The 18,014-nt window shown below is 68.6% G+C and carries 16 protein-coding genes and 1 other RNA gene; 10 read left to right on the forward strand and 7 right to left on the reverse strand.

Annotated elements, in window-relative coordinates:
- Positions 1-18 precede the first annotated feature (18 nt).
- Entirely contained in the window at positions 19-1,677 is a 1,659-nt protein-coding gene (gene ilvA / locus ACQ1W9_RS00095; protein ID WP_431024760.1) for a threonine ammonia-lyase, biosynthetic, read from the forward strand.
- A gap of 527 nt (positions 1,678-2,204) precedes the next feature.
- Here ilvA and ACQ1W9_RS00100 read toward each other — a convergent pair.
- The 3 genes from ACQ1W9_RS00100 to ACQ1W9_RS00110 form a co-directional block, all read right to left on the reverse strand.
- Positions 2,205-2,849, reverse strand: a complete 645-nt coding sequence (locus ACQ1W9_RS00100; protein ID WP_431024761.1) for a 5-formyltetrahydrofolate cyclo-ligase — start codon at positions 2,847-2,849, stop codon at positions 2,205-2,207.
- 11 nt (positions 2,850-2,860) lie between these two features.
- A non-coding RNA gene (ssrS, locus tag ACQ1W9_RS00105) (6S RNA) lies at positions 2,861-3,045 on the reverse strand.
- A gap of 55 nt (positions 3,046-3,100) precedes the next feature.
- On the reverse strand, positions 3,101-3,400 hold the full coding sequence (locus tag ACQ1W9_RS00110; RefSeq protein ID WP_346060867.1) for a cell division protein ZapA: 300 nt from the start codon (positions 3,398-3,400) through the stop codon (positions 3,101-3,103).
- Positions 3,401-3,538: 138 nt separating this feature from the next.
- Between ACQ1W9_RS00110 and ACQ1W9_RS00115 the strand changes: the two genes are divergently transcribed.
- From ACQ1W9_RS00115 to ubiH, 3 genes are all read left to right on the forward strand, one after another.
- Positions 3,539-4,111, forward strand: a complete 573-nt coding sequence (locus ACQ1W9_RS00115) for a UPF0149 family protein (protein ID WP_431024762.1) — start codon at positions 3,539-3,541, stop codon at positions 4,109-4,111.
- A 25-nt stretch (positions 4,112-4,136) separates the two neighbouring features.
- Positions 4,137-5,474 carry a Xaa-Pro aminopeptidase gene (pepP, locus tag ACQ1W9_RS00120; protein ID WP_431024763.1) on the forward strand — a complete coding sequence of 446 codons (1,338 nt, stop codon included), beginning with the start codon at positions 4,137-4,139 and terminating at the stop codon, positions 5,472-5,474.
- An 89-nt stretch (positions 5,475-5,563) separates the two neighbouring features.
- Positions 5,564-6,796: a 2-octaprenyl-6-methoxyphenyl hydroxylase gene (gene ubiH / locus ACQ1W9_RS00125; RefSeq protein ID WP_431024764.1), complete on the forward strand. Its 1,233-nt coding sequence runs from the start codon at positions 5,564-5,566 to the stop codon at positions 6,794-6,796.
- 90 nt (positions 6,797-6,886) lie between these two features.
- Here ubiH and ACQ1W9_RS00130 read toward each other — a convergent pair whose 3' ends face one another.
- A complete protein-coding gene (locus tag ACQ1W9_RS00130) occupies positions 6,887-8,272 on the reverse strand; it encodes a uracil-xanthine permease family protein (protein WP_431024765.1) in 1,386 nt (461 codons plus the stop codon).
- Positions 8,273-8,523: 251 nt separating this feature from the next.
- On the opposite strand from ACQ1W9_RS00130, the gene ACQ1W9_RS00135 reads away from it, so the two are divergent.
- Positions 8,524-9,744, forward strand: a complete 1,221-nt coding sequence (locus ACQ1W9_RS00135) for a UbiH/UbiF/VisC/COQ6 family ubiquinone biosynthesis hydroxylase (protein ID WP_431024766.1) — start codon at positions 8,524-8,526, stop codon at positions 9,742-9,744.
- Positions 9,745-9,921: 177 nt separating this feature from the next.
- Here the strand turns inward: ACQ1W9_RS00135 and ACQ1W9_RS00140 are convergent, their stop codons facing one another.
- From ACQ1W9_RS00140 to gpmI, 3 genes are all read right to left on the reverse strand, one after another.
- Positions 9,922-11,196, reverse strand: coding sequence for a S41 family peptidase (locus ACQ1W9_RS00140; RefSeq protein WP_431024767.1), 1,275 nt, complete (start codon positions 11,194-11,196; stop codon positions 9,922-9,924).
- 84 nt (positions 11,197-11,280) lie between these two features.
- The gene (locus ACQ1W9_RS00145; protein WP_431024768.1) at positions 11,281-12,423 is read right to left on the reverse strand and encodes a murein hydrolase activator EnvC family protein; all 1,143 of its coding nucleotides are present in this window, start codon (positions 12,421-12,423) and stop codon (positions 11,281-11,283) included.
- On the reverse strand, positions 12,420-13,994 hold the full coding sequence (gpmI, locus tag ACQ1W9_RS00150) for a 2,3-bisphosphoglycerate-independent phosphoglycerate mutase (protein ID WP_431024769.1): 1,575 nt from the start codon (positions 13,992-13,994) through the stop codon (positions 12,420-12,422). Before gpmI ends, ACQ1W9_RS00145 begins: the two co-directional genes overlap by 4 nt.
- A gap of 234 nt (positions 13,995-14,228) precedes the next feature.
- Between gpmI and ACQ1W9_RS00155 the strand changes: the two genes are divergently transcribed.
- From ACQ1W9_RS00155 to gshB, 5 genes are all read left to right on the forward strand, one after another.
- A complete protein-coding gene (locus ACQ1W9_RS00155; RefSeq protein ID WP_346060876.1) occupies positions 14,229-14,651 on the forward strand; it encodes a rhodanese-like domain-containing protein in 423 nt (140 codons plus the stop codon).
- Positions 14,652-14,700: 49 nt separating this feature from the next.
- Positions 14,701-15,225, forward strand: coding sequence for a protein-export chaperone SecB (gene secB, locus ACQ1W9_RS00160; RefSeq protein ID WP_346060877.1), 525 nt, complete (start codon positions 14,701-14,703; stop codon positions 15,223-15,225).
- A gap of 3 nt (positions 15,226-15,228) precedes the next feature.
- On the forward strand, positions 15,229-15,957 hold the full coding sequence (locus tag ACQ1W9_RS00165; protein ID WP_431024770.1) for a 16S rRNA (uracil(1498)-N(3))-methyltransferase: 729 nt from the start codon (positions 15,229-15,231) through the stop codon (positions 15,955-15,957).
- A 27-nt stretch (positions 15,958-15,984) separates the two neighbouring features.
- Positions 15,985-16,665, forward strand: a complete 681-nt coding sequence (locus tag ACQ1W9_RS00170) for a CvfB family protein (RefSeq protein ID WP_431024771.1) — start codon at positions 15,985-15,987, stop codon at positions 16,663-16,665.
- 325 nt (positions 16,666-16,990) lie between these two features.
- Complete coding sequence (gene gshB, locus ACQ1W9_RS00175; RefSeq protein ID WP_431024772.1) at positions 16,991-17,950, forward strand: glutathione synthase; 960 nt, start codon at positions 16,991-16,993, stop codon at positions 17,948-17,950.
- The last annotated feature ends 64 nt before the right edge of the window (positions 17,951-18,014 follow it).

Here is an 18,014-nt window from a genome sequence, read left to right on the forward strand (position 1 = left end):
GTCCATGGGACTGAATGAATGTGGCCCCATTATAGGGCAGCGCGCCCCGGCTTTGGATGGCCCGGGCTGGACGGGGTGCCCAAGGGTCTGCTACCAATAGTCTCTTTTCCTCTCTCGCTTCACTCCGTGCGGCAATCAGGCCGCGCGTCTTGGGATATCAGGATGCTCGAAGATACAGTCAAGAAGATTCTCCAGGCCCGGGTCTACGAAGCGGCCCGGGAAACGCCGATCTCTCCGGCATCCTTCCTCTCGCGGCGGCTCAACAACCAGATTCTGATCAAGCGGGAGGACCTGCAGCCGGTCTACTCCTTCAAGATTCGCGGCGCCTACAACAAGATGGCCCAGCTCAGCGACGAGCAGAAGGCCAAGGGCGTGATCGCCGCCTCGGCGGGCAACCATGCCCAGGGCCTGGCCCTGGCCGCCCGGCTGATGGGGGTCAAGGCGGTGATCGTGATGCCCCGGATCACCCCGGAGATCAAGGTGGCCGCGGTGCGCGCCCGGGGTGCCAAGGTGGTGCTCAAGGGCGATGCCTTCGCCGCCGCCGCCGAGCATGCCCAGACGCTGATCGAGGAGCACGGCTACACCTATATCCCCCCCTTCGATGATATCGACGTGGTGGCCGGCCAGGGCACCATCGGCATGGAGATCCTCCACCAGCACAGCGGCCCGCTGGACGCCATCTTCGTGCCGGTGGGCGGCGGCGGCCTGATCGCCGGCGTGGCGGCCTACGTCAAGTACCTGCGCCCCGAGATCAAGATCATTGGCGTGGAGTCCGAGGACAGCGCCTGCCTCAAGGCGGCCCTGGAGGCCGGCGAGCGGGTGGTGCTGGATCAGGTGGGGGTCTTCGCCGAGGGGGTCGCCGTGGCCCAGATCGGCGAGGTGCCCTTCTCCATCGTCCGCGACCTGGTGGACGACGTCATCACCGTCAATACCGACGAGATGTGCGCCGCGGTGAAGGATATCTTCGAGGATACCCGGGCCGTCTCCGAGACCTCCGGTGCCCTGTCGCTGGCCGGGCTCAAGAAGTATATCCAGCAGACCGGCGCCGAGGGTGAGACCCTGCTGTGCATCAACTCCGGGGCCAACACCAACTTCGACCGCCTGCAGCATATCGCCGAGCGTACCGAGCTGGGCGAGCAGCGCGAGGCGATCCTCGCCGTGACCATTCCCGAGAAGCCCGGCAGCTTCAAGAAGTTCTGCAAGACCGTCGGCAAGCGCATGGTCACCGAGTTCAACTACCGCTACGCCGACCCGGAGCAGGCGCATATCTTCGTCGGCGTCCAGGTCAAGCCCGGCGGCGAGGACCGCCAGGCGCTGATCGACAAGCTGCGCGAGGCGGGTTACCCGGTGGAGGACCTCACCGACAACGAGCTGGCCAAGCTGCATATCCGCCACCTGGGCGGCGGGCGGCCCAAGCAGCACTTCGACGAGGAGGTCTATCGCTTCGAGTTTCCCGAGCGTCCCGGGGCCCTGATGAACTTCCTGACCCACCTGCCCCACGACTGGAATATCTCCCTGTTTCACTATCGTAACCACGGGGCCGCCTATGGGCGGGTGCTGGTGGGCATGCAGGTGCCCAACGGCGATCGCACCCATGTGGAGGAGTACTTCGACGCCATCGGCTATCGCTACTGGAAGGAGTCGGAGAACCCCGCCTACCGCCTCTTTATGGCGTAATTGCCGAGGGGTCGTGTACGTGAGTGCCAACTTACGCCGAAACCCTTGAAAGAACGGCGTTTCCTTACGTTTTTTGATGCTTTGCCCGGTTGTTATTCAATGGTCATCGGCCTATAGTCTGGCCTGTCGCCACCAGTGGCGATCGATAACAATTTGCAACATTCAACGACCATTGAATTCCATGGAGTAGGTAATGAAGCGTAAGCCCGATCTGGTCATGGCACTGGTACTGGCCTTTGGCATTGGCGTCGTTGCCACCGGCTATGCCCAGGCCCTGGTCGGCAGTTGATCCCGAGGCAGGCACCAGTGCCATGACCAGAAAACCGCATTAAGCCGGCAGCGATCCTGCCGGTTTTTTCGTATCTGGGCACCCGATCACTGACGATGGCTTGCCATAGGAAAGCGCCGAACCTCCCATTGGCTTGCGGCTTGCGGCTTGCGGCTTGCGGCTTGCGGCTTGCGGCTTGCGGCTTGCGGCTTGCGGCTTGCGGCTTGCGGCTTGCGGCTTGCGGCTTGCGGCTTGCGGCTTAGGGACGAATCACGTCCCTATCGCTGACGATGGCATCCAGAGGGACGTCCCAACTGGCGCTGGGCAGGGCCTCGACACGCTGGCAGTCGTGGGCCACGCCGATCAGCCGTGGCCGGGGCCCCGGGCCGCGGGTAAAGGCGAAGCTGCGGTCATAGAAGCCGCCGCCCATGCCCAGGCGTTCGCCCCGGGGATCGAAGCCCACCAGGGGCATCAGCACCAGGTCCAGGGCCCAGGCGGGCAGGCGACGGGCGCGGTGGGCGCCGTGGCGGGTATCCGGCTCGGGAATGCCGAAGCGGTTCTTCACCATGGGGGTGCCGGCATGGTAGTGGACGAACCACAGGCGATTCTCCGCCAGGGGACAGAGTACCGGTAGATAGAGGCGGCAGCCGCGGTGGCGCAGCCAGGACATCAGCGGGGTGGGATCGATCTCGCCGTCATTGGGCAGATAGAGGGCCAGGCGACGGGCGCGCTGCACCTCGGGCAAGGCGCGCAGGCGGCGACACAGGGCCTCGGCGGCCTGCTGGCGTGCTTTGGTGGTCAGGGCGCGACGCCGGCGACGCAGCTCACGACGCAGGGTCTGTCGCTCGGTGGTCAGCGCGGAGGGTGGCGCCGGTTGGGCGTCGAAGGCAGTGAAATCTTTCATGGCAGCGTTAAGTGTTCCCCAGAATGCCGCTGTCGTTCTGGCCCTTGAACCCAGTGGTTCAAGGTGGGTGGCCGCAGACGAACCGTCAGGCTTTCCGACGCACGGACATGCACACGGGCCCGTCTAGCTGATGGCCCCCTGGGTATTGCTCATAGGCTCGAGGGACTATAACGACTGGCGCACACTCCAGGGAACCTCTTCATCCTACCAGAGAGGCGACCCCCTCCCAAGGCGCGAATCGGCTTCCCGGTCTATTTGTCGTCGACGGGGCCCAGGGCCTGTTCCAGGCGCGCATGCAACTGGCTCAGGCCGTGTTCCTGGTCCTTGCGCTCGTCCAGCAACTGAAGCAACTCATGGGCGATATTGAGGGCCGCCATCACGGCGATCTTCTCGTTGCCCAGGGTCTTGGCCTGGGCGTGAATGCCATGCATGGCCCGGTCCAGGTAGCGGGCCGAGCGCAGCAGTGCCTCCTGTTCTTCCGGGGGGCAGGCGATCACATAGCTGCGTCCCAGCAAGGTGATCTCGGAGGTCGGGCGTGAGGCATCGGTCATGGGGACTCCGGGGCAGGCCAAGGGGCGGCGCGATGCGTTACTATGAGTCGAGCCGCCACTATAAGAGAGCCCTTCGCAAGTGGTCAACGAACCCGGCGCAATGGCGGCCCCACCCACCATGACCCGGAAGCTTCTGGCATGTCCCTGATCAACGATCGTCTCGATTTCTCCACCGTCGCCGACCTGTTTCTGCTACACGACAGCCTGCAATCGCCCGCCTTCCTGGATGGCCGCCTGGCCGCCGCCCTGGCGCTGCATGACCTCTCCGCCGAGGCCTGGCTCGAGGAGCTGTGCCTGGCCCTGGGGGTGGAGCAGCCCCGGGATCCCGAGAGTGCCGAGCAGTTCCTGGCCTGGCGTCGCCAGGCCCTGGAGGCGCTGAGCGCCGCCGGCCTCGACTACGCCCCCCTGCTGCCCGATGAGCTCTTCTCCCTGGCCGAGCAGGCCCGTGGGCTCAAGGAGTGGACCCAGGGCTTCCTGGAAGTGCTGGCGGAAGTGGATGCCGACAAGCGCCAGGCCTGGTCCGATAATCTCAAGGAGGCCCTGGCCGACCTGGAGATCCTGGCCGGCATGGAGGCGGAGCTGGAAGAGAGCAGCGAGAACGAGAACGACCTCTTCGCCCTCGCCGAGCACGCCCGTATGGCCGCCATGCTGCTCTATACCGAGCAGCACCCGGGACGTCCCCAGGTCGAGCAGCCACCGAAAGAACACTGATTTTTCGACAGTTTCAGGAGCCCCCATGAGTCGAGAGAGACTGCCTCGCCCGGCCCCCATCGGCCTGGCGGAGTATCGCGCCAGGCGCCGTGCCCTGATGGACGCCCTGCCCCCCCATGGCGCCGTGCTGCTGCCCGCCGCCGGCCTGGTCACCCGCAGCCGCGACAGCGACTTCCCCTTCCGCCAGGACAGCGACTTCCACTACCTCACCGGCTTTCCCGAGCCGGAGGCCCTGCTGCTGCTCTTGCCGGGGCGGGCCGAGGGCGAGTGCGTGCTCTTCTGCCAGGATCGCGATCCCGCCCTGGAAGCCTGGACCGGTATCCGCCTCGGCGCCGAGGGGGCCCAGGCCCGGCATGGCGTCGATCAGGCCTTCGAGAACCGGGAGCGGGACGAGCGCCTGGCCGCCCTGCTGGATGGTCGCGAGACCCTCTACCTGCCGCTGGACGACGCGGCGGCCCTGGCCCTGGGCGAGTCCCTGCGTGGCGAGCTGCTGGCCAAGCAGCGCCAGGGCGCCGTGGCGCCGCGGGCCTTCGCCGATGTCAGTGCGCTGATCCACGAGCGGCGCCTGATCAAGAGCGAGGCGGAGCTGGCCCTGATGCGCCATGCCGCCGAGGTCTCGGCCCGGGCCCACCGCCGGGCCATGGTCCTGGCGAGCCCGGGACTGGCCGAGTACCACCTGCAGGCGGAGCTGGAGCACGAGTTCCTGTGGCAGGGTGGCAGCGGCCCCGCCTATGCCTCCATCGTCGGCGGCGGCGCCAATGCCTGCGTGCTTCACTATATCGAGAACCGCGCACCGCTTCGCGACGGCGACCTGGTGCTGATCGACGCCGGCGCCGAGTTCGATCTCTATGCCGGCGATATCACCCGCACCTTCCCGGTCAACGGGCGCTTCTCGGCGGCTCAGCGGGCCCTCTACGAGGTGGTGCTGCGCGCCCAGGAGCGGGCGGTGGCGGCGGTGCGTCCCGGCGCGACCCTGGTGGAGATCCACGACGGCGTGGTGCGCGACCTGACGGCAGGGCTGATCGAGCTGGGCCTGCTGGAGGGCGAGCTGGAGGCGTGCATCGCCGAGCAGCGCTATCGCCGCTTCTATCTCCACTCCACCTCCCACTGGCTGGGGCTGGATGTCCACGACGTGGGCGCCTATCGCCGCGACGGCCAGGCGCGCCCCCTGGTGCCGGGCATGGTGATCACCGTGGAGCCGGGGCTCTACCTGCCCGACGAGGCGGATATCCCCGAGGCCTATCGCGGCATCGGCATTCGTATCGAGGACGACGTGGCGGTGACCGCCGAGGGGCATGAGGTGCTCTCCGCCGGCGTACCCAAGCGGGTCGAGGAAATCGAGGCTTTGATGGTCAATCCTTGATCAACATGGTGATTAGGTTTTCTTAGTTACGTAATTACGTTACGGAAGCGCCGGCGCCAGGCCGGTGGTCGTTTCACTAGAGAGGCAAGATGCAGATGCCCAGCCACAGCATAGACCAGGCCCCGGCACGGCCCGTGGATATCGCCATCATCGGCGGTGGCCTGGTGGGGGCGAGCCTGGCCTGCGCCCTGGCCCCCCTGATCCACCGCCATCGTCTCGAGGTGGCGGTGATCGAGGCGGCTCCCCTGCCCCAGGCCGGTGACGGCGACTGGCAGCCCAGCTTCGATGCCCGGGCCAGCGCCATCGCCCAGGGCTCCCGGCTGCATTTCGAGCAGTTGGGACTGTGGGAGGGCATGGCCCGCGAGGCGGAACCGATCCGCCGGATTCATATCAGCGAGCGGGGACGCCTGGGCGCCACCCGGCTGGCCGCCGGGGAGCTCTCGGTGGAGGCCCTGGGGCATGTGTTGCCCAATGCCTGGATGGGCCGGGTGCTGCACCGCCGCCTGGCGGAGCTGCCGTTGGCCTGGCACTGCCCGGCTCGGGTCGAGTCGATGGCTCCCGGCGAGCGGGGCTATCGCCTGGCGCTGAGCGATGGCCAGTGCCTGGAGGCCGGCCTGACCGTGTTGGCGGACGGGGGGCGCTCCGGCCTCAAGGAGCGCCTGGGTATCGATAGCCGCGCCACCCCCTACGACCAGGTGGCCCTGATCGCCAACCTGGAGGTGAGTCGCCCCCACGACGGCACCGCCTATGAGCGTTTCACCCCCCAGGGGCCCCTGGCCCTGCTGCCCCTCACGGGCGGGCGCATGGAGCTGGTCTGGACGCATGCCGTGGGCAGCGAGGCCGAGACCCTGGCGCTCTCCGATAGCGACTTCCTGTGGCGGCTGCAGCGCGCCTTCGGTGATCGCGCCGGGCGCTTTCGCCGCGTGGGGCAGCGCCATAGCTACCCGCTCTCGCTGATCACCGCCCGGGAGACGGTGCGCCCGGGGTTGGCGGTGCTGGGCAATGCCGCTCATGCCCTGCACCCGGTCGCCGGCCAGGGCTTCAACCTGGCGTTGCGTGGGGTGATGGACCTGGTCGCCTCCCTGGAGGCCGGCCTGGCGGACGGTCAATCGCCTGGTGCCACGACGGTGCTCGGGGATTTCGAGGCACGCCGCGATCGCGATCGCCATAACGTGATCCGCTTCAGCGATGGCCTGGTGCGCCTCTTCGGCATCGATCATCCGCTGCTCTCCCATGCCCGGGCGGCGGGGCTGATCGGCCTCAACCTGGTGGGGCCGCTGCGGCGTGCCCTGGCACGGCGGGCCATGGGCCTGGAGCGCTAAGGGAGGCTCCATCAAGTGCAGAAACGCCAAGGGCCCGGCAGAGAAGATGCCGGGCCCTTGGCGTTCAAGGCGGGCGGGTGTCTGCCGCTATTACTCCTTGGGAGTGGCAACCTCGGCGGCGGCGGTGGCCTCGTCGGCCTCGGCGAGCTCGCGCTTGGGCTTGCCGGGCAGAATGGCGTCCAGCAGCAGGGCCGCCAGGGCCGCCGGCACCAGGCCGGACTTGAGCAGCAGGCCGAGCTGGCCGGGCATGGTCTCGGCGATCTCCTTCACCGCCGGCAGGCCGATGCCCAGGCTCAGGGAGACGGCGATGATCAGCATGGCGCGCTGGTTCAGGTCGCACTCCTTGATGATCTTCAGGCCCGCGGAGGCGATCATGCCGAACATCACCACGCCGGCGCCGCCCAGGACGGCATGCGGCATGGCGGCGACCAGGCCGCCCAGTTTCGGGAACAGGCCCATGCAGATCAGCAGGATACCGCCGATGGTCACCACGTGACGGCTGACCACGCCGGTCAGGGTGATCAGGCCCACGTTCTGGGCATAGGCGGTGTTGGGCAGGGTGTTGAAGATGGCCGCAAAGGAGGTGGCCACGCCGTCGGCCATGACGCCGCCGGAGAGCTCGCGATCCTTGGCCATGCGCCCGGCGCCACCGATGGTGATGGCGGAGATATTACCGATGGTCTCCAGGCCCACCACGAACATGATCAGGGCCATGCCGATGATGGCGGTCAGGTGGAACTCCAGGCCGTACTGGAAGGGCTTGGGGAAGGAGAACCAGGCGGCGTCGGCGACGCTGGAGAAGTCCACCATGCCCAGGGCGATGGAGACCAGGTAGCCGCTGACCAGGCCCACCAGGATGGAGGCCGCCTTGAGGAAGCCGCGGCCGAACTGGTGCACGGCGATGGTCACCACCAGCACGAACAGCGCCAGGCCCAGGTTGGTGGGGGAGGCGAAGTCGGGGCTGCCCACGCCGCCGGCGGCATACTTGAGGCCCACCGGCATCAGGGTGATGCCGATCAACAGCACCACGATGCCGGTGACCACCGGCGAGAACCAGTGACGAATCTTCTTCAGGAAGGCCCCCAGCACCACCTGTAGCAGGCCGGCGATCAGCGAGGCGCCGAGCACCGCGGCGAGGCCGAAGCTGCTGGCCAGCGGCAGGGCCACCGGCAGGAAGCCGAAGCTGGTGCCCTGGACGATGGGCAGGCGGGCACCGATGGGGCCCATGCCGATGGTCTGGACCAGGGTGGCGATGCCGGCCACGAAGAGCGCGACCTGGATCAGGAAGATCTGCTCGCCGGTGGTGGCGCCGATCACCCCGGCGATGATGATGGGCGGTGTCACGTTACCGGCGAACATCGCCATGATGTGCTGGATGCCCAGGGGAATCGCCTTGCCCAGCGGGGGCATGGCATCGGGGTCCTGGTTAACGGTCCGGGATGGCCGGGGTTCGGCCTGGGTAGTGGCTTCGATCATCTTGTGCCTCTCGCGCGGTTGTTGTTGTACACATTCAGTCCCAGAGGGATGAATACTTTCTTATGATGTTGTTGTACACAAAATAGCCACAAAGGGGGGCGAGGGTCTATCCCTTATTGGCGACCTGATAGGGACTATTTCATTGCCGGCATAGCGTCGGGGGCTGGGGCCGCCTCGCCGGCAGGGGGCGCCTATCGACGTCGGTCATGCGACAATACTGGGCAACGAATCCGGGAGTCGAGGAGGCAACGATGCGGGCCGAGGTGCTGATCGTAGGTGGCGGCATGGTGGGGGCCACCCTGGCCGCCCTGCTGGGGGAGGCCGGCGTCGCCGTGACGGTGCTGGATGCCCGCCCCGCTCCCCTGCCTCAGGAGGGCGTCGTGGGCATGCCACCGGGGCGCCGGGTGAGTGCCGTCACGCCGGTCTCCCAGCGCCTGCTGAGCGGCCTGGGGGCCTGGGAGACGATCGTTGCCCGCCGTGCCACCCCCTATACTGGCATGGGCGTCTGGGATGCCCAGGGCAGCGGCGAGATCGCCTTCGAGGCGGGCCAGGCCGGGGTGCCGCTGCTGGGTCATATCGTCGAGAATGACGTGATCCTGGCGGCCCTGGAGGCGCGCCTGGCGGCGCTTCCCGGGGTCACCCAGCGCTTCGGTGCCGTGATCGAGGGGTATCAAGAAGGCACCGACGGCCCCCTCCTGAGCCTGGCGGGTGGCGAGACGCTCTCCGCGCCGCTGGTGGTGGCCGCCGACGGTGCCCGCTCGCGGTTGCGTGAGCTGGCCGGTATCTCGGCCGAGCCGAGGGATACCGGCCAGGTGGCGGTGGTGACCACGGTGCGCACCGCCCTGCCCCATGGCGGCGTGGCCCGCCAGGTGTTCCTGCCCACCGGCCCCCTGGCCTTCCTGCCGCTGACCCTGGAGGGCGAGCCCCACTACTGTTCCATCGTCTGGTCGACCTCCCCCGAGGAGGCCGAGCGCCTGGTCGGCCTGCCGCGGACGGCCCTGGGCGAGGCCCTGGAGGCGGCCTTCGAGGGGCGCCTGGGTCGGGTGGAAGCCATCGACGGAGCCCTCAGCGTGCCCCTGGTGCAGCGCCATGCCGAGCGCTATGTGCGGCCCGGCCTGGCCTTGATCGGCGATGCCGCCCATAGCATTCACCCCCTGGCGGGCCAAGGGGTGAACCTGGGGCTGATGGACGCGGCGGTGCTGGCGGAGGAGCTGCTGGAAGCCCGGCGGCGCGGGATCATTCCGGGCAACGAGCGGATCCTCGAGCGCTATGCGCGGCGCCGCCGCGGCGACAACGCCGCCATGCTGGCGCTGATGGATGGCTTCCGGCTGCTGTTCGGCGCCACCCACCCGGCCCTGACCCTGGCCCGCAACCTGGGGCTCTCCGGGGTCGATCGGGCGATGCCCATCAAGCGGTTGCTGATGCGCCAGGCGATCGGGGAGCGGGGTCGTCTTCCCCTTAGCTGCCGCTAAGGCGTTAATCGCCGAGACGTCGGACCGCGGCTAAAGCCAGCTCCCACTAGGCTGGGGGGAAGTCGCCGGGGTGGTGGGAGCCTGCTTTAGCAGGCGATTTTGAAGCCATCGCCGAAACGTCGGACCGCGGCTAAAGCCGGCTCCCCCCAGGCGGGAAATTTACCTTCTACCTTGCCCCTACCCCGTGGCGGCGGGACGCTGGCCGATCACCTTGAGGGCCTTGAGCAGATTAAGGGCCTCGGCCAGTTGGTAGTCCTCCCGCAGCCGCTCGCGCATGTTCTCGCTGAGCTCCCGGTCATCTCCGCGGTCGCCGAGATGCCCCTCCAGGTCCGCTTCGCGCAACTGGCGGCTGCCTTCCGCCAGCTCCAGGCGGCCCCGCGCCACCTCCACATCGGGGTCGATGCCCTGGGCCTGGATGGAGCGACCGCTGGGAGTGTAGTAGAGGGCGGTGGTCAGCTTGAGGCCCTCGCCATTGCCCAGCGGCATGATCTGCTGCACCGAGCCCTTGCCGAAACTCTCGGTGCCCATCACCACGGCGCGGCGTTGATCCTGCAGGGCGCCGGCGACGATCTCCGCCGCCGAGGCGCTGCCGCCGTTGATCAGCACCACCAGGGGCACCTCGGCGGCATGCTGGCGGGGGGTGGCAGAGAAGCGCAGTTCGCTGTTGGGCAGGCGTCCCTCGGTATAGACGATCAGCCCCTCCTCCAGGAAGGCGTCCGCCACCGCCACCGCGGCCTGCAGCACCCCGCCGGGATTATTGCGCAGGTCCAGCACCAGCCCATCGAGGGGGCCGGCCGCCTCCAGCTCGCTCAACGCCGCCTCCAGTTGCTCGCCGGTACGGCTCTGGAACTGGCTGATGCGCAGGTAGCCGTAGCCCGGCTCCAGCAGGTCGCTGCGCACGCTCTCGGTACGAATGATCTCCCGGGTCAGGGTGACGGTGCGTGGCGTCTCCTCGCCGCGGCGTAGCAGGGTCAGCTCCAGGTCGCTGCCTGGCTCGCCGCGCATCAGGTTGACCGCCTCCTGCAGCGACAGGCCTTCGGTGGCGGTGTCCTCGATGCGCAGGATGGCGTCCCTGGGCTGCAGGCCGGCGCGGGCCGCCGGGGTGTCGTCGATGGGCGCAATCACCGTCAGTTGGCCGTTCTCCAGCCCCACCTCGATGCCGATGCCGCCGAACTCCCCCTGGGTCGACTCCTGGAGGCTGCGGAAGGCCTCTTCATCGAGATAGGCGGAGTGAGGATCGAGTTCACCGAGCATGCCGCTCATGGCGTTGCGCAGCAGGGTGGCGTCGTCCACTTCCTCCACATAGGCGCGCTTGATGCGCTCGAAGACCTCGGCGAAGGTCTGGATCTGTTCCAGGGGCAGGTCGTCGGTTGCCGGCGCCTGCAACGGCAAGGTCGCCAGGGCCAGGGCGGTGAGGCCCGAGAGCAGCGGGCGGGGAAGGGTGATGGACATGCAGTCTCCCGTGTCGGGGGCTAATTGAGTGACTGGCAGGACTTCAGGATAGCGCCGTCGCGGTGTCCGGCGCCATAGGCGGCATCAGCGACGGGCGATCCAGCCCTGGGGGTCGATGGGGTCGCCGTCGCGACGCACCTCGAAATAGAGCGCCGGCTGGCCGCGACCGCCGCTGGCGCCTACGGCACCGATGCGGGTGCCGCCCTCCACGGCGGCGCCCACGCCCACGTCGAAGCGTTGCAGGTGGGCGTGCAGGGTCATGATATGGTCGCCGTGATCGATGATCAGCAGGTTGCCGAAGCCGCGCATCCAGTCGGCGAAGACCACCCGCCCCGCATGCACCGCCTCCACCGGGGTGCCCTCGGCGGCCTGGATCAGGATGCCGTTGCGGTTGACCCCCTCGCCGCGGCCGAAGCGCGAGGCGATGGCGCCCTGCACCGGCCAGGGCAGGTCGCCGCGGGTCTGGGTGATGGCGGTGGAGGGCGGCGGGCGTTGCAGCCGAGCCAGTTCTTCCTGGACCTGGCGCAGCACCCGCTCGGCATGGGCGCGATCCTGGTTGAGGTCCGCCAGGCGGGCCTGCTCGCTGGCGTAGCGGGCGTCGAGCTCGACCACCAGGGCCTGGCGTTCGCGGCCCTGCTCGACCAGCTCGGCGCCACGCGCCTCCAGGGCGGCCTGGTTGTCGGCCAGGGCGGCGGCACGCTCGTCCAGGGCCCGGCGGTTGGCCGCCAGGCGCGCGTTCAGTTCGGCCAGCTCGTCCAGGCGCGCGTTGCGCGCCCGGGTCAGATGATTGAGGTAGGTCTGCAGGCGATCCAGGCGCGCCGGCTCTTCCTGATTGAGCAGCAGCTTGAGCTGGGGCGTCTGGCCGAGGCGATAGAGGGCGTCGAGCTGGGTGGCCAGGGCCGCTTCCAGGTCGTCGCGCTCCGCCTCCAGGGTCTCGCGCTGACGCTCCAGATCATGGACCTCATCGTCGAGGCGCCGCCGCTCGGCCTGGAGCGCATCCAGGCGGCGGTGGGTCTCGGCGAGGGCGGTCTCCACCCGGCGCAGGGCCTGGTCGGCGTCGTCCCGGGCGCTGCGGGTGCCCTCCAGGCGCTGGTTCAGCGCCTGGATCTCGCCGCCGATGGCGTCCAGGTGCTGCCGGGCCTGGCGCTCATCGGGTTGGGCCGCCAGGGGCGCGGCCCAACTCAGCAGCAGGAGCAGCCCCAGGGCACCGGCGAGGCGATGCCTCACGGGAGGTCGATCAGCGCCCGGCCGGTCATCTCCGGCGGGATCGCCTCGCCCATCATGGTCAACAGGGTCGGGGCGATATCGGACAGCCGGCCGCCGTCGCGCAGGCAAGCCTGGCGGCGGGTGACATAGACCAGCGGCACCGCGAAGGTGGTGTGGGCGGTCTGGGGGGCACCGGTGTCCGGGTTGGTCATCTGCTCGGCGTTGCCGTGGTCGGCGGTGATCAGGCACTCGCCACCGGCCCGCTCGATGGCCTCCACCACCCGGCCGACGCAGGCGTCCACCGCCTCGATGGCCTTGACCGCGGCGTCGAACTTGCCGGTGTGGCCGACCATGTCGCCGTTGGCGTAGTTGCAGACGATCAGGTCGTAGGCGCCGGAGTCGATGGCCGCCACCAGCTTGTCGGTGACCTCCGGGGCACTCATCTCCGGCTTCTCGTCGTAGGTCTTCACCTCCTGGGGGGAAGGCACCAGCACCCGGGTCTCGCCGGGGTATTCCGCCTCCTCGCCGCCGGAGAAGAAGAAGGTCACATGGGCGTACTTCTCGGTCTCGGCGATGCGCAGCTGGGTCTTGCCGCGGCTCGCCATCACCTCGCCCAGGGTATTGCGCAGCTCCTCCGGGGGGAAGGCGGCCGGGGCGGGGATATCGGCGGCGTACTGGGTCAGCATCACCAGGCCGTCGGCGGCCAGGCGCGGGTGAGCGCGGCGCGCGAAGCCGGCGAAGTCGGGCTCGACGAAGGCGCGGGTCAGCTCCCGGGCGCGGTCGGCGCGGAAGTTCATGAAGATGGCCGCATCGCCGTCTGCCATGGCGATGGCCTGGCCGTTCGGGCGCACGCTGGTGGCGGCCACGAATTCATCGGTCTCGCCGCGCTCGTAGGCGGCGGCCAGGCCGGCCTCGGCGCTCTCCACCACCTGCTCGCCCTCAGCCTCGGTGATCAGGCGATAGGCCTTCTCGACCCGGTCCCAGCGATTGTCGCGATCCATGGCGTAGTAGCGGCCGATCAGCGAGGCGACGAAGCCGTTGTCGGCGCCCACCAGCTCCGCCAGGCGGGCATTGGTGCGCTCGATGGAGGGGCCGGCACTCTGCGGCGGCATATCGCGGCCATCGAGGAAGGCGTGCACATAGATGCGCTCGACGCCGCGCTCGGCGGCCAGGGCGGCCATGGCCAGGATATGCTCTTCATGGCTGTGCACGCCCCCCGGGGAGAGCAGGCCCAGCAGGTGCAGCGCCTTGCCGGCCCGGGCGGCGGCATCGATGGGCGCGGTCAGCACCGGGTTGCCGGCCAGCTCGCCGTCCTCGATGGCCTTGGTGATGCGGGTGAAGTCCTGGTAGACGATGCGTCCGGCCCCCAGGTTCATGTGCCCCACCTCGGAGTTGCCCATCTGGCCCTCCGGCAGCCCCACGGACTTGCCGTCGGTGTGGATCAGCGCATGGGGATAGTCGCGCTTCAGGCGGTCCATCACCGGGGTCTTGGCGGCGGCGATGGCATTGTCCTGGGCGTCGTCGTTATGGCCGTAGCCATCGAGAATGATCAGTGCCACCGGGCGCGGGGCGGCTGCATTGGCATCAGACATGAAGTTTGGCCTCGTTGTGTCAGCGTCAGAGACCCCGCCGGCCTCGGCCGGCGGGGTCGCGACTCACGGCTCCTTGGGGCATCATATCGCACAGCCCACCGGGCCGTCAGCTCGGAGGGGGGCGGGCCAGACGCTTGCCGGTGGCTTGTGTATACTGTGCCGGTTCGGCGGCGTGGTGCAGCCACGGTGCCCGCATGATACCTCGGAGTCACCCAACGAGAGCTACCGCAACCCATGATCGACCAGCTGTTCGAATTCGTCGCCAATCACCCGCTGATGGTGGGTGCCTTCGTCCTGGTGCTGCTCGCCTGGATCGCCTACGAGGCCCGCAACAGCAGTGCGGGTGGCGTCACCTCCAGCCAGGCCACCCAGTTGATCAACCGCGAAGACGCGGTGGTGATTGATATTCGCGAGGCGGGGGAGTTCAAGGCCGGCCATATCGCCGGGGCCCGCAATATTCCCCAGAGCAAGCTCGACTCGCGCCTGGGGGAACTGGAAAAGTCCAAGGAGAAGCCGGTGATCGTGGTCTGCAAGCAGGGCCAGGCCTCCGGTATTGCCGTGGCCAAGCTGGCCAAGGCCGGCTTCACCCGCCCCCTCAAGCTCAAGGGCGGCATGTTCCAGTGGCAGAGCGACGGCCTGCCGGTGGTCAAGAAGTAACCCACGACCCTTTCTACCTTTTATCCCAACGTCGGCAAGGAATCCCAGCATGGCGGAAGACAACAACCAGACCGCAGGTGGCAACGACCAGGCCGCCGGTCAGCAGAACCAGCAGCAGCTGCAATTCGCCCTGCAGCGCATCTACGTCAAGGACATCTCCTTCGAGGCCCCCAACTCCCCGGCGGTGTTCCAGCAGCCCTTCAAGCCCAAGGTCGGCCTGGACCTCAATACCTCCAGCCAGCAGGTGGGTGAGGGGCTCTTTGAGGTGGTGGTCAAGGTCACCGCCCAGGTGTCCCATGCCGAGAGCGGCAACACCTCCTTCCTGGTGGAAGTGGAGCAGGCCGGCCTGTTCCGCATCGGCGGTATCGAGGGCGAGCGCCTGGAGCACACCCTGGGTGCCTTCTGCCCCAATGTGCTCTTTCCCTATGCCCGGGAGTGCATCGACAACCTGGTCAACCGCGGTGGCTTCCCGCCGCTGATGCTGGCCCCGGTCAACTTCGAGGCGCTCTACCTGCAGAAGAAGAAGCGCGCCGCCGAAGGGGCCGCCCAGCAGAGCGGCGAGACCACCCAGTAAGCCATGGGCCAGCCGCGCATCCATGTCGCCGCCGGGTTCGTCCCCGGCGGCGACCTCGTTCTGCCGGAGGGGCCGGCGCGCCACCTGGCCCTGGTGCTGCGCCTGCGCGAAGGCGCCGCCGTGACCCTCTTCGATGGCCAGGGCCTGGAGGCCCGGGCGGAGATCGTCGAGGCGGGTCGCAAGCGGGTCGTGGTGCGTATCGAGGCGGTCGGCGAGGGGCACGGCGAGTCGCCCCTGGCGGTGCACCTGGGCCAGGCGGTCTCCAAGGGCGAGCGCATGGACTACGCCATCCAGAAGGCGGTGGAGCTGGGGGTGGCGGCCATTACCCCGCTGTATACCGAGCATGGCGACGTGCGCCTCAAGGGCGACCGCGCCGCCAAGAAGCTCGCCCATTGGCAGGCGGTGGCCGCCAGCGCCTGCGAGCAGTGCGGCCGCGCCGTGGTACCGCCGGTGCACCCGCCTTTGGCCCTGGCCGACTGGCTGGTCGGGCGCGACGAGGCCCTGCGCCTGGTGCTGCATCCCGCCACCTCGGGTGCCCTGGACCGGCGTGACGCCCCTGCCGACGCGGCCCTGCTGATCGGCCCCGAGGGCGGACTGTCCGAGGCGGAAGTCGCCGGCGCCCGGGAGGCCGGCTTCCTGCCGCTCTCCCTGGGCCCACGTATCCTGCGCACCGAGACCGCGCCGGTGGTGGCGCTATCCTTGTTGCAGTACCGCTTCGGCGACTTCGCCTGATCCCACTCCGTCACCCTGGAAGCCACCATGTCCCGATCTCCCCAAGCCACACCCACCGCGCATATCGGCGAGGTCGCCTACCTCAGGGTGGCGGCGGTCAACGCCACCGGCGCCTTCCTCGACTGGGGCCAGCCTAAGGAACTGCTGCTGCCCTATCCGGAGCAGCGCTTCCGTCCCGAGGTGGGCAAGCGGGTGCTGGTGCGTATCTACGAGGATGACCAGGGGCGGCCGGTGGCCTCCCAGCGCCTCGACAAGCACCTCGAGGACGAGTCCCGGGGCCTGGCCGCCGGCGACGAGGTGATCCTGGTGATCGCCGATCGCACCGACCTGGGCTTCAAGGTGGCGGTGAATCACCGCTTCTGGGGCCTGCTCTACCAGGACGAGGTCAGCCGGCCGCTGCGCCGCGGCCAGCGCCTCAACGGCTATATCAAGCGGGTCCGCGAGGATGGCCGCCTGGATCTCTCGCTGCTGCCGCCGGGGCCGGCGCGCCTTGACGTGGTGGGCGAGCAGGTGCTCGCCGCCCTGCGCCAGGCCGGCGGCTACCTGATGCTCTCCGACAAGAGCGATCCCGCCGAGATCAAGGCGCGGCTGGGGATCAGCAAGAACGCCTACAAGCAGGCCATCGGCCGCCTCTACAAGCAGCGCCACATCCTGATCGAGGACGGCGGCATTCGCCTGCTGCCCGAGGGCGACGGCGCCGAGCGCTAAGCCCGCCCTGGGTGATCGAGATCACCGCAGCTTGAATGGCTAAGGGGCGCTGGGGGTAGGTCGGAGCGGGGGTCCTATGCCAGGGGTGAGGAGGATTCCTCCGAACGGGCTGGCCAGGGATGGCCAGCACCGGTCCTGCAAGCGGAGCAGGATGCGAGAGCGCCGCAGGGCATCGGTAGCGCCCCGCGACGGCCTGCCCCCAGGATAGCCCCGAGCCTCCGGCACAGGGCGCCCCTCGGCCGGTGACGATACCGCCCGCCTTGGTCTTCTCCGGGCCGCTGCGGCATACTGCGTCCATCACTCCGCGTCCAGGACACCCGACTCGATGAGCGCACTCCGCATTGGCGTGGTGATGGATCCCATCGCCGATATCACCTTCAAGAAAGATACCACCCTGGCCATGCTGTGGGCCGCCCAGGAGCGAGGCGCCTCGCTCTTCTACCTGGAGCAGGAGGACCTCTTCCTGCGCGAGGGGCACGCCTTCGGCCGCCTGCGCCCGCTGACCGCCCATCGCGACCCCGGCCACTGGTACGACCTGGGCGAGGTCGAATCCCGGCCCCTGGCGGACCTCGACGTCATCCTGATGCGCAAGGACCCGCCGGTGGACGCCCACTTCCTCAACGCCGTCTACCTGCTGGGGTTCGCCGAGCGCGAGGGAGTGCTGGTGGTCAACCCCACCCGGGCCCTGCTGGAGTGCAACGAGAAACTCTTCGCCCAGCAGTTCCCCCAGTGCTGCACACCGACCCTGGTCTCCTGCAACGAGGCCGAACTGCGCGCCTTCCACGCCGAGCACCGGGACGTGATCCTCAAGCCCCTGGACGGCATGGGCGGCAGCGGCATCTTCCATGTGCAGCCCGATGGCCGCAACCTGGGTGCCATCATCGAGATGCTCACCGAGCGGGGCCGCCGCCAGATCATGGCCCAACGCTATATCCCCGAGATCAAGGATGGCGACACCCGCATCCTGCTGGTGGACGGTGAGCCGGTGCCCTATGGCCTGGCCCGGGTGCCCATGGCCGGCGAGACCCGCGGCAACCTGGCCGCCGGCGGCACCGGCGTCAGCCGCGAACTCACCGAGCGGGATCACTGGCTGATCCAGCAGGTTCAGCCCATGATTCGTGACAAGGGGCTGATGTTCGTGGGTCTCGACGTGATCGGCGACTACATCACCGAAATCAATGTCACCAGCCCCACCTGCGTGCGCGAGATCGACGACCAGCGCGGCACCGATATCGCCGGCCTGCTGATGGACGCCATCGAGCGCCGCCTGGCCAGCCGCGGCTAGCCGCTCGGCGCAAGCACTCGGACGCGATAAGCGCCGGCCAGGCTTATCGGAGCCCCGGAGGGAG

Source organism: Halomonas sp. H5 (genome assembly GCF_050613175.1).
GTDB lineage: Bacteria > Pseudomonadota > Gammaproteobacteria > Pseudomonadales > Halomonadaceae > Bisbaumannia > Bisbaumannia salifodinae.

What these genes read in the sequence shown, in the direction of transcription:
- ilvA (WP_431024760.1), top strand. Translation starts at nt 19, where the DNA reads ATGTGGCCCCATTATAGGGCAGCGCGCCCCGGCTTTGGATGGCCCGGG.
- ACQ1W9_RS00100 (WP_431024761.1), bottom strand. Translation starts at nt 2,849, where the DNA reads ATGAAAGATTTCACTGCCTTCGACGCCCAACCGGCGCCACCCTCCGCG.
- ACQ1W9_RS00110 (WP_346060867.1), bottom strand. Translation starts at nt 3,400, where the DNA reads ATGACCGATGCCTCACGCCCGACCTCCGAGATCACCTTGCTGGGACGC.
- ACQ1W9_RS00115 (WP_431024762.1), top strand. Translation starts at nt 3,539, where the DNA reads ATGTCCCTGATCAACGATCGTCTCGATTTCTCCACCGTCGCCGACCTG.
- pepP (WP_431024763.1), top strand. Translation starts at nt 4,137, where the DNA reads ATGAGTCGAGAGAGACTGCCTCGCCCGGCCCCCATCGGCCTGGCGGAG.
- ubiH (WP_431024764.1), top strand. Translation starts at nt 5,564, where the DNA reads ATGCAGATGCCCAGCCACAGCATAGACCAGGCCCCGGCACGGCCCGTG.
- ACQ1W9_RS00130 (WP_431024765.1), bottom strand. Translation starts at nt 8,272, where the DNA reads ATGATCGAAGCCACTACCCAGGCCGAACCCCGGCCATCCCGGACCGTT.
- ACQ1W9_RS00135 (WP_431024766.1), top strand. Translation starts at nt 8,524, where the DNA reads ATGCGGGCCGAGGTGCTGATCGTAGGTGGCGGCATGGTGGGGGCCACC.
- ACQ1W9_RS00140 (WP_431024767.1), bottom strand. Translation starts at nt 11,196, where the DNA reads ATGTCCATCACCCTTCCCCGCCCGCTGCTCTCGGGCCTCACCGCCCTG.
- gpmI (WP_431024769.1), bottom strand. Translation starts at nt 13,994, where the DNA reads ATGTCTGATGCCAATGCAGCCGCCCCGCGCCCGGTGGCACTGATCATT.
- ACQ1W9_RS00155 (WP_346060876.1), top strand. Translation starts at nt 14,229, where the DNA reads ATGATCGACCAGCTGTTCGAATTCGTCGCCAATCACCCGCTGATGGTG.
- secB (WP_346060877.1), top strand. Translation starts at nt 14,701, where the DNA reads ATGGCGGAAGACAACAACCAGACCGCAGGTGGCAACGACCAGGCCGCC.
- ACQ1W9_RS00165 (WP_431024770.1), top strand. Translation starts at nt 15,229, where the DNA reads ATGGGCCAGCCGCGCATCCATGTCGCCGCCGGGTTCGTCCCCGGCGGC.
- ACQ1W9_RS00170 (WP_431024771.1), top strand. Translation starts at nt 15,985, where the DNA reads ATGTCCCGATCTCCCCAAGCCACACCCACCGCGCATATCGGCGAGGTC.
- gshB (WP_431024772.1), top strand. Translation starts at nt 16,991, where the DNA reads ATGAGCGCACTCCGCATTGGCGTGGTGATGGATCCCATCGCCGATATC.